At 73.0% G+C, this 10,253-nt stretch carries 9 protein-coding genes; 4 read left to right on the top strand and 5 right to left on the bottom strand.

Annotated elements, in window-relative coordinates:
* The 4 genes from ABT381_RS09470 to mshC form a co-directional block, all read left to right on the top strand.
* Positions 1 to 588 (top strand): MSMEG_4193 family putative phosphomutase (locus tag ABT381_RS09470; protein ID WP_351590240.1); only part of this gene is annotated, 588 nt, incomplete at its 5' end.
* 103 nt (positions 589 to 691) lie between these two features.
* Complete coding sequence (locus tag ABT381_RS09465; protein WP_351590237.1) at positions 692 to 1,282, top strand: DUF3090 domain-containing protein; 591 nt, start codon at positions 692 to 694, stop codon at positions 1,280 to 1,282.
* A complete protein-coding gene (locus tag ABT381_RS09460; protein WP_351590234.1) occupies positions 1,246 to 2,082 on the top strand; it encodes an SCO1664 family protein in 837 nt (278 codons plus the stop codon). The genes ABT381_RS09465 and ABT381_RS09460 overlap by 37 nt, the downstream gene beginning before the upstream one ends.
* Positions 2,083 to 2,193: 111 nt before the next feature.
* Positions 2,194 to 3,423 carry a cysteine--1-D-myo-inosityl 2-amino-2-deoxy-alpha-D-glucopyranoside ligase gene (gene mshC / locus ABT381_RS09455; RefSeq protein WP_351590231.1) on the top strand — a complete coding sequence of 410 codons (1,230 nt, stop codon included), beginning with the start codon at positions 2,194 to 2,196 and terminating at the stop codon, positions 3,421 to 3,423.
* Between the two features lie 128 nt (positions 3,424 to 3,551).
* Here mshC and ABT381_RS09450 read toward each other — a convergent pair whose 3' ends face one another.
* From ABT381_RS09450 to ABT381_RS09430, 5 genes are all read right to left on the bottom strand, one after another.
* Positions 3,552 to 4,124, bottom strand: a complete 573-nt coding sequence (locus ABT381_RS09450; protein WP_351590228.1) for a hypothetical protein — start codon at positions 4,122 to 4,124, stop codon at positions 3,552 to 3,554.
* A 68-nt stretch (positions 4,125 to 4,192) separates the two neighbouring features.
* A complete protein-coding gene (locus tag ABT381_RS09445) occupies positions 4,193 to 5,938 on the bottom strand; it encodes a S8 family peptidase (RefSeq protein WP_351590225.1) in 1,746 nt (581 codons plus the stop codon).
* Between the two features lie 368 nt (positions 5,939 to 6,306).
* Positions 6,307 to 7,437, bottom strand: a complete 1,131-nt coding sequence (locus ABT381_RS09440) for a PAC2 family protein (RefSeq protein WP_351590222.1) — start codon at positions 7,435 to 7,437, stop codon at positions 6,307 to 6,309.
* A 355-nt stretch (positions 7,438 to 7,792) separates the two neighbouring features.
* A complete protein-coding gene (locus ABT381_RS09435; RefSeq protein WP_351590220.1) occupies positions 7,793 to 8,464 on the bottom strand; it encodes a FadR/GntR family transcriptional regulator in 672 nt (223 codons plus the stop codon).
* Positions 8,465 to 8,638: 174 nt separating this feature from the next.
* A complete protein-coding gene (locus tag ABT381_RS09430) occupies positions 8,639 to 10,252 on the bottom strand; it encodes a glycerol-3-phosphate dehydrogenase/oxidase (RefSeq protein WP_351590218.1) in 1,614 nt (537 codons plus the stop codon).
* Position 10,253: the final 1 nt, after the last annotated feature.

The following is a 10,253-nucleotide window of genomic DNA, read 5'->3' as shown; positions in this document are numbered from 1 at the left end:
GCCGCGCTGCCCGGCCGGCTCGCCGCCGTGCCGCTCGTCGCCGCGGTGGCCAGCCCCCTCCAGCGCTGCCAGGAGACGCTGCGCCCGTTGCTGGCGGCCCGCCCGGGGCTGCCGCTGCACACGGAGGACGGCATCAACGAGTGCGACTACGGCGACTGGTCGGGGCGCAAGCTCGCCGAGCTGGCCGACGAGCCGCTGATGCGGACCGTCCAGCAGCATCCCTCCGCCGCCGGCTTCCCCGGCGGCGAGACCATGCGCACCATGCAGCACCGCGCCGTGGAGGCGGTCCGGTCCTGGAACGCCCGCATCGAGGACGAGCACGGCCCCGAAGCGGTGTACGTGATGTGCTCGCACGGGGACATCATCAAGTCCGTCGTCGCCGACGCCCTCGGCATGCACCTGGACCTCTTCCAGCGGATCTCCGTCGAGCCCTGTTCGGTGACGGCCGTCCGCTACACGCCGCTGCGCCCGTACCTCGTCCGGCTCGGCGACACCGGTGACCTCGGCTCGCTGGCGCCCAAGGAGGACGGCTCCGGCGCCGCCGCGGAGCGCGACGCGGCGATCGGCGGTGGCGCGGGAGCATCGTGATCAGCAGGCGCAGTAGGGTGGTGCGACGGCGCTGCCCACCACGCCACCTGTGATCCTCATCCCGACCACAGACCCCCGCAGTCGAGTCAAACGGAGCAGGACCTTGTCCCGTCAGGTGTTCTTCTACGACGCGCCGGACCGCTTCGTGGCCGGCACGGTCGGGCTGCCTGGCCGTCGCAGCTTCTACCTCCAGGCCACAGCGGCCGGGCGCACCACCAGCGTCGCGCTGGAGAAGACCCAGGTCGCCGCGCTCGCCGAGCGCATGGACGAGCTGCTGGACGAGGTGGTGCGCCGCAGCGGCGGCAACGCCCCGGTCCCGGCCGTCGCCCCGTCCGAGATCTCCGACACCGCGCCGCTGGAGAACCCGGTGGAGGAGGAGTTCCGCGTCGGCACCATGGCGCTGGCCTGGGACGGCGACGAGGAACGCATGATCGTCGAGGCCCAGGCGCTGGTCGAGCTGGACGCCGACGACGAGGAGGACCTCGCCGAGGCCGAGGAGCGGCTGCTCCAGGACGACGAGAACGGCCCCCCGATGCTGCGCGTCCGGCTCACCGGCACCATGGCCCGCGCCTTCGCCAAGCGCGCCCTGGAGGTCGTGAACGCCGGCCGTCCGCCGTGCCCGCTGTGCAGCCTGCCGCTCGACCCGGAGGGACACGTATGTCCGCGCCAGAACGGATACCGGCGAGACGCCTGACGCCCGCCGAGCTGGAGGAACGGCTCCGGCACGGCGAGCTCACGGTGCGCGGCCGGGTCCGCGAGGCGTCCAACGCCGTCCTGTACTGCACGATCACGCACGAGGGCCGGACCGGCCACTGCGTGTACAAGCCGGTCGCGGGGGAGCGCCCGCTGTGGGACTTCCCCGACGGCACGCTCGCCGAGCGCGAGGTCGCCGCGTACGAGATCTCCCGGGCCACCGGCTGGGAGCTGATCCCGCCCACCGTGCTGCGCGACGGCCCGTACGGGCGCGGCATGGTCCAGGAGTGGATAGCGGCGTCCGACGAGGACGACAGCCCCGAGCTGTTGGCGCTGATCGAGGACGAGGAGCCGGGGCCCGGCTGGAAGGCCGTCGGCCTCGCGCAGGTCGGCGAGGGACGGACGGCGCTCCTCGTGCACGCCGACGACCCGCGGCTGCGCCGGCTCGCCGTCCTGGACGCGGTGATCAACAACGGCGACCGCAAGGGCGGCCACCTGCTGCCCACCGCCGACGGCCGGGTGTACGCCATCGACCACGGCGTCACCTTCCACGCCGAGGACCGGCTGCGCACCCTCCTGTGGGGCTGGGCGGGCGAGCCGCTGACCGAGGAGGCCGTCGCGGTGCTGAACCGGCTGGCCGAGGAGACCGCCGAGGGAGAGCCGCTCGCCGCCCGACTGGCCGAATGTCTCACCGGCGAGGAGATCGCCGCGCTGCGCGAGCGGATCGCCGGAATGCTGCGCTCCGGCGTGCATCCGCAGCCCAGCGGGGAATGGCCGCCCATTCCCTGGCCGCCGGTGTGACCCGGACGGCCCGGCCATGCACGGCCGGGCCGAAGACTCAAGAGGGCCTTTCCGGCCAAGACCCACACTCCGGTTCGTATCCGGAACCTGCGTCCGGTTACGCTGCATGTCATGCATGCATGGCCCGCTTCTGAGGTCCCCGCCCTGCCCGGCCAGGGCCGCGACCTGAGGATCCACGACACCGCGACCGGCGGACGGGTGACCCTCGCCCCCGGTCCCGTCGCCCGTATCTACGTCTGCGGCATCACGCCGTACGACGCGACCCACATGGGGCACGCGGCGACCTACAACGCGTTCGACCTCGTTCAGCGCGTGTGGCTCGACACGAAGCGGCAGGTCCACTACGTACAGAACGTCACCGACGTCGACGATCCGCTGCTGGAGCGGGCCGTGGCCACCGGCGACGACTGGACCGCGCTCGCCGAGCGCGAGACCGCCCTCTTCCGCGAGGACATGACCGCCCTGCGGATGCTGCCCCCGAAGCACTACATCGGCGCCGTCGAGGCCATACCGGGCATCGTGCCGATGGTGGAGCGGCTCCGCGACGCGGGCGCCGCGTACGAGCTCGACGGCGACGTGTACTTCTCCGTCGAGTCCGACCCGCACTTCGGCGGGGTCTCGAACCTCGACGCCGAGGCGATGCGGCTGCTGTCCGCCGAGCGCGGCGGCGACCCGGAGCGCCCGGGCAAGAAGAACCCGCTCGACCCGATGCTGTGGATGGCCGCGCGCGACGGCGAGCCCAGCTGGGACGGCGGCTCGCTCGGCCGGGGCCGCCCCGGCTGGCACATCGAGTGCGTCGCCATCGCCCTGGACCACCTGGGCATGGGCTTCGACGTGCAGGGCGGCGGGTCCGACCTGGCCTTCCCGCACCACGAGATGGGCGCCTCGCACGCGCAGGCGCTGACCGGTGAGCACCCCTTCGCCAAGGCGTACGTGCACGCCGGGATGGTCGCGCTGCACGGCGAGAAGATGTCCAAGTCCAAGGGCAACCTCGTCTTCGTCTCCAAGGTGCGCCGGGACGGTACCGACCCGGCCGCCATCCGGCTCGCCCTGCTGGCCCACCACTACCGCGCCGACTGGGAGTGGACCGACCAGGTTCTCCAGGACGCCGTGGACCGGCTCGCCCGCTGGCGCGCCGCGGTCTCCCGCCCCGACGGCCCGTCCGCCGACGCGCTCGTCGAGGAGGTCCGCGAGGCGCTCGCCGACGACCTGGACTCGCCGGCCGCGCTCGCCGCTGTGGACCGCTGGGCCGAGCGGCAGCAGGCCGCCGGCGGTACGGACGAGGGCGCGCCCGGCCTGGTCTCCCGGACCGTGGACGCGCTGCTCGGCGTGGCGCTGTGACCCGCTGACGGCTCGTACTCGGGCCCGAACGCAACGGGGCGCTTCCTCCGAGGAGGAAGCGCCCCGCGTGTTTCTCTCAGGTGGCCGACCGGTCAGCCGGTCAGCCGGTGCTCACCCGGTCCGGCGTTTCAGACCTTGCGGACGTAGATCGCACGCAGGATGTGCGGGGTCTGCGTGTCCCAGATGCCGATGACCTGGTGACCGAAGGCGAAGGCCTCCTGGACCTGCTCGAAGACCACGTCGGTCGGGTGGTTGAGCACGCGGAACTGGTTGTTGATGCGCAGGAAGATCTGCCGCGGCTGGCCCGGGAGGGGCTGCACGACGGAGATGTAGGCGTTGGCGATACCGGCCTGGAGAGGCTGCGCCGTGACCTGCTGCACCGCGGACTGGGTGACCTGCTGCAGGTGCTGCAGGACCTGCTGCTCCTGCTGCTGCTCCTGCTGGCCGACCTGGCCCTGCTGGCCCTGCCCGAACTGCTGCAGCAGCTGCTGGAACGGCTGCTGCTGACCGAGCTGCTGGAGCTGCTCCAGCATGCCCTGGCCCTGCTGCTGGAAGGGCTGCATCTGCTGGCCGAACGGCTGCTGCTGGCCCATGCCGCCCTGCTGGAACGGCTGCTGCTGACCCATGCCGCCCTGCTGGCCGAACGGGGACGTGCTGGGACCCTGCTGGCCCTGCTGGCCGAGCTGGGCGAGAGGGTTCATCTGAGTGGTCATAAGAGTGCTGCCTTCCCTGACTTGTTGGTGTGCTTCAGCCGGTGACGACCAGCTCTTCAGCCTGTGATGACCAGGCCGACGACCTCGTCGTCGGAGTACCACACACGTACATCGGGCCGTCCCCCCGCAAAGGCGGAGTGCACCGCCTGGCGCACCTCGGGCGCCGGCCGGTTCAGGTTGCGCCACGCACCGGCCACGAAGAGCCGGAGCCGCGGAGGGAGTTCTCGGGGGTACGGGAGCAACTCGTCCCAGTACCGCTCGGCCTGGCCGGAGCCGACCGAGGAGGGCACCAGGTGCGTCACTGCCGCCCTGATGTCGGGCCGGTTGCCGATCCGCTGGGAGGCCGGCCGGCCTGGCGCGTCCTGCTGCGGCGACCCGGTGGTCCGCAGCACTTCACGCGCCTGTTCGGGACTCATCGGGTCCGCGCCCGCGGCCTTGAGCATGCCCTGCAGCGACGCCAGCGCGCCGACCACGACGGGAGAGGCCGATGAAGTGCCCGAGAAGCTGTCCGTGTACCAGGCGATCTCCTCCGTACCGCCCTGCAGGTCGCCGGGCCGGTCCCAGAAGCCGCCGGTCGTGGTGACCTCGCGGCCCCAGCCCTGGGCGTCCAGCCGCATGCCGTAGTTGGAGAACCCCAGCCGCGACCGGTCCGGGCCGTGATCGCGGCCGTGGGTGCCGGGCGGCGGGGCGCCCGCGCCGACCAGGATCGCGCCGGACGCCTGGTTGGAGGGGTTGAAGGGGTTGCGCCACCACTGCGGGAAGCGGTCCGGACGGCGCTCGTACAGCGCGTCGTCCAGGCTCTCCGCGCCGTTGCCGGCGGCCTCCACCACGACGACGCCCTTCGCGGTCGCCCAGCGGATCGCGGCGAAGTCGTCAGGCCACCACTCCAGCGCGATGTAGCCGCGCTGGTCGTCGCGGTGCTCGTAGTCGAACCGGGGCCCCGGCCGGTGGAGTTCGACCAGCAGGATGTCGCCGTGCGAGAGCCGCTCGGCCGCCGCGTGGATCGCCGCCGCCGAACCGATGCCCTGGATCGAGGCCGCGGCGGTCACCGCGCCCGGCGCGACGCCCACCACGCCCTTGTCGTCGCGGTCGCCCCCGATGACACCGAGGACGGCCGTGCCGTGGTTGCGCCAGGCCAGGTCCTGGATCGGGGTGCCGACCACGATGCCGGCCAGCCGGTCCGCCAGGTCCTCGTGGCCCAGCTGCCAGGCGCCCTCGACGTCGACGATGGTGACACCCTCGCCGTCACCGCCCTGCCGCTGCCACGCCCATACGGCGTTCACGCCCTCGGGCGCGGCCCCCAGGTGGCCCTGGCGGCCGGTGAAATCGGGGGTGGCCGGCGCCCCTTCCTTGCGCCGCTGGTTCTCCTCCGGGCCGCGCGCCGCCGAAGAGGCGGGCACGGCGCCGGGCTTGAGGTACGCCGTCTCGATCTCCGGGAGGGCGGAGAGCCGGGCGGTCAGCTCCACCGCCCGGGTGTCACCGCCCCGTACCCGGTAGAAGAGCGAGAGGTCGGGGAGCGTGCCGGCGCCCGCCGACGGCTCCTGCGGCATGGCCGCCCGTATCCGCTCTTCACTGCCGAACAGCGGCTCCAGAGAGAGCTGTTGGTCGCTGAGGAACATCTCCAGCGCGGAGATGTCCGCTCCGGAGGCGGACCGTACGCCGTCCGTGCCGGCGCGGAGCCCGGGTTCGGCCCGCGCGACGACGATCAGCTCCGGTTCGGCTCCTTGGTAGGTGAATCCCGCTCCGTCGGGTCCGGGGCCCGCCATGCCGGGGCCCGTACCGGGAGGTGCCTGGTCGGTCATCGCTGGGACCGCTCCCTTCGGGGGTGCTGCGCCGTGCCCTGCCGCTCCGTGCCTGCACCCCGTACGGTCCGCGCCGCGCAACGGCGAGTGTGTACCGGATGTTGCGGCGCTGTGTCGCCGGGGCTTCGGTGCGTCACCCTGCTACCTCCGCTCGCCCCCGTCCACCCGTCGACGCCCCTGACGTTTGGGATCCGGTCGAATGGGAACCATGGGCAAATCGACCGGAAAGCGATGACGGGTTGTCAAGTAGGTCAAACACTACGGAGGCGTACGCGCTGTGGTGAGGCGGGAGTGCCCGCGGGCCACCCGCCGCGCGGCGGGAACGACGAAGCGGGGCGGTGCCGCAGCACCGCCCCGCTCCGTTTCGGTCAGTCCTCCGAGGAATCGCCGTCCGGGGAGTCCGGCGGGTCCGACGGCGCCGCCGGACCGGCCTCCCCGGTCGCTTCCGCGGCCTCCCCGGGCGCTTCCGGAGTGTCCGTTCCACCGGGGGTGTCGGCGGGCTTGCCGCCCGGCTTCCCGGGGCCGTCCTCCGTGCCGCGGGCCGGCTCCTGGCCGGCGCCCTCCGGCTTCGGCGGCTTGGCAGGGCGGGTCCGGCCGCTGCTGGAATCGCGCAGGTAGGAGCCGTCGCCGCCGTCCGTCGCCACGCCGGGCCCGGCCTGCGGGTCCCGCCGCCGCAGATAGCGCTCGAATTCCCGGGCGATCGCCTCGCCCGACGCCTCCGGCAGCTCGGCGGTGTCCCGGGCCTCCTCCAGCGACTGGACGTACTCGGCGACCTCGCTGTCCTCGGCCGCCAGCTGGTCCACGCCCAGCTGCCACGCCCGCGCGTCCTCGCTCAGCTCACCGAGCGGGATACGCAGGTCCAGCAGGTCCTCCAGGCGGTTGAGCAGGGCCAGCGTCGCCTTGGGGTTGGGCGGCTGCGAAACGTAGTGCGGCACGGCCGCCCACAGGCTCACCGCGGGGACACCGGCGTGCGTGCACGCCTCCTGGAGGATGCCGACGATGCCCGTGGGGCCTTCGTACTTGCTCTCCTCCAGGCCCATCGTGCGCGCCAGGTCCGCGTCGGAGGTGACGCCGCTGACCGGGACGGGGCGGGTGTGCGGGGTGTCGCCGAGCAGTGCGCCCAGTACCACCAGCATCTCCACGCCCAGCTCGTGCGCGAAGCCCAGGATCTCGTTGCAGAAGGACCGCCAGCGCATGCTGGGCTCGATGCCGCGGACCAGCACCAGGTCGCGGGGCTTGTCGCCGCCCACCCGGACGACGGACAGCCGGGTCGTGGGCCAGGTGATCTTGCGGACGCCGCCCTCCAGGAAGACGGTGGGCCGGTTCACCTGGAAGTCGTAGTAGTCCTCGGCGTCCAGCGCGGCGAAGACCTCGCCCTTCCACTCCCGGTCCAGGTGCGCGACCGCGGCGGAGGCGGCGTCGCCGGCGTCGTTCCAGCCTTCGAACGCGGCCACCATGACCGGATCGATCAGCTCGGGCACCCCCTCCAGCTCGATCACCCAGCGCCTCCTTCCGGCCGGTCGGCCCCTCGTCGGCGGCCGCCGGTTGCAGTTCCCGTTCCGTGCGCTCCCAGCCTACGGCGTCCGTGGTACCCGAACGCAGCCCCTCTGCACTAACGAGTCCTCATTCATCCGATCTGTCCCTGTCAACTGCCGGGCGCCACCTGGGAGGTGGCGAAGGGGCGGGGTCCATACATCGGAGCGCGAGACAGATCGGATGTCCCTCCGTGCCACCGCCCGGCAGGGCTCCGCAGCGGGCCCGGTGGCGCCGCCCGGCCGCCCGGCACGACGTCCGGTTTCCGCGGCTTACGGACCGCCCCCGCTGCGGCCCGCCCGCCCCACCGGGCGGCGCGCGTCACAGCGACGCCCGCAGCCACTGCTCCACGCTGGCGATGTGGACCGTCGCCCAGGCGCGCGCGGCCTCCGCGTCCCGGGCCCGCAGCGCGCCGAGGATGGCGCGGTGCTCGGTGAGGGTGCGGGCCACCGCGTCCTTCTGGGTCAGCCCGCGCCAGATGCGGGCGCGCGTGGTCGGCCCGGAGAGGCCGTCCAGCAGCGAGCAGAGCACGGAGTTGCCGGAGGCGGCCACGATGGAGCGGTGGAACTCCAGGTCGCACGCGACCAGGTCCTCCACCGAGGGCGCGGTCCCGAGCGCGTCCAGCTGTGCGTCCAGCGCGTCCAGTTGCGCCGGGCCGATCCGGGACGTGGCCAGCGCGGTGGCGGCCGGCTCCAGGATGCGGCGGACGGCCAGGAACTCCAGGACGGTGTCGTCGCGGTGGAAGTCCACCACGAAGCTCATCGCCTCCAGCAGCAGCTGCGGGTCCAGGCTCGTGACGTACGTGCCGTCGCCCTGGCGCACGTCCAGGATGCGGATCAGGGCCAGCGCGCGGACCGCCTCGCGCAGGGAGTTGCGGGACAGGCCCAGCTCGGCGGCGAGTTCGCTCTCCTTGGGCAGCCGGTCGCCGGGCCGCAGCGCGCCGGAGACGATCATGCCCTTGATCTTCTCGATGGCCTCGTCCGTGACCGCCATGGCCGACCTCCCCGCTCGGAACGCCCGAAAGCCTGAAAACCGCCCACAGACATCGGATGTCTGGAGGTGCAGCCATTATGGCGCGCGCACGCCGAGGGGCGGGACCCCGGTACCCCGGAATCCCGCCCCTGTTCCGGCCGGCGGGGCCCGGCGGCCCCGCGGCGCGTGCCGGCCTCAGCTCTTGCGGGCGGCCAGTACGTCCTCGACCTTCGCGCGGACGTCGTCCGTGGCCAGGCCGCGGATCGTCAGCGTCGTACGGCGGCGCAGCACGTCATCAGCGGTCTCGGCCCACTCGTGGTCCCGCGCGTACACCACCTGCGCCCAGATCTCGGGCGCGTCGGGGTGGATGCGCTCGGCCAGCGCCGCGTCCTCGTTGGCCAGCCGGGCGATGTCGAAGGACAGCGAGCCGTAGTGGGTGGCCAGGTGGCGGGCGGTGTCGGCGGACATCCGCGGGCCCGGCGTACCGCCGTCGACCAGCAGCCGGTGCGCGACCGCCTGCGGGTTGGCGATGCCCGGCAGCGGCAGCTTCTTCGGCAGCTCCGAGATCGGCTCCAGGTCCTCGCCGAGCGGGTGCCCGGGCAGCGCCGCGAGCTTGTTCATGACCGTACGTCCGATGTGCCGGAACGTCGTCCACTTGCCTCCGGCCACCGACAGCATGCCGCCGCTGCCCTCGGTCACCACCGTCTCGCGCTTGGCCTTGGAGGTGTCGCCGGGGCCGCCCGGCAGCACCCGCAGGCCCGCGAAGGAGTACGTGATCAGGTCGCGGTCCAGCTGCTGGTCGCGGACCGAGAACGCGGCCTCGTCCAGGATCTGCTTGATGTCCTTCTCGGTGACCGACACATCCGCCGGGTCGCCCTCGTACTCCTCGTCGGTGGTGCCCAGCAGCAGCTGGTCCTCCCACGGCAGCGCGAAGGTGATGCGGTACTTGTCGATCGGGGTCGCCAGCGCGGCCTTCCAGGGGGAAGTGCGCTTGAGGACCAGGTGCGCGCCCTTGGAGAGACGGATGGAGGGGGCCGAGTTCGGGTCCTCCATCTTGCGCAGGTGGTCCACCCACGGGCCGGTGGCGTTCAGCACCAGCCGGGCGTTGACGCCGAACTCGGCGCCGTCCGTGCGGTCCTTCAGGTCGGCGCCGGTGACCCGGCCCTGGGTGAAGCGCAGCCCGGTGACCTCGGCGTGGTTCAGTACGGTCGCGCCCGCCGCGACGGCCGCGCGGACCGTCATCAGCGCCATCCGCGCGTCGTTCATCTGGTCGTCGCCGTACACGGCCACGGCCTTGAGGTTCTCCGTGCGCAGCTCGGGCACGTCGCGCTGGGCCTTGGCCGGGCTGATGACGTGGCCGACGCCGTCGCCGAAGGCGGAGAGCGCGGAGTAGGCGAAGACGCCCGCGCCGAGCTTGGCCGCACCGTGCGGGCCGCCCTTGTAGACCGGCAGGTAGAAGGTCAGCGGGTTCGCCAGGTGCGGGGCGACCTGGCGGGAGACGGCGCGGCGCTCGAAGTGGTTCTCCGCCACCAGCTTCACCGCGCCGGTCTGCAGGTAGCGCAGGCCGCCGTGGAGCAGCTTGGAGGAGGCGGAGGAGGTGGCGCCGGCGAAGTCGCCGGCGTCCACCAGGGCCACCCGCAGTCCCGACTGCGCGGCGTGCCAGGCGGTGGAGATGCCCAGGATGCCGCCGCCGATCACCAGGAGGTCGTACGTCGCCTTGTCGAGCCGCTCCCGGGTCTCGGCGCGGCTCGGGAGTGAACCGTCGGCCGGGTGCGTCCCGAGTGCCGGGACGCTCTGCAGGGTGCTCATG

The sequence above is a fragment of the Streptomyces sp. NPDC000151 genome, assembly GCF_040301705.1.
GTDB lineage: Bacteria > Actinomycetota > Actinomycetes > Streptomycetales > Streptomycetaceae > Streptomyces.
This window is presented reverse-complemented; position numbering and strand designations above follow the sequence as displayed.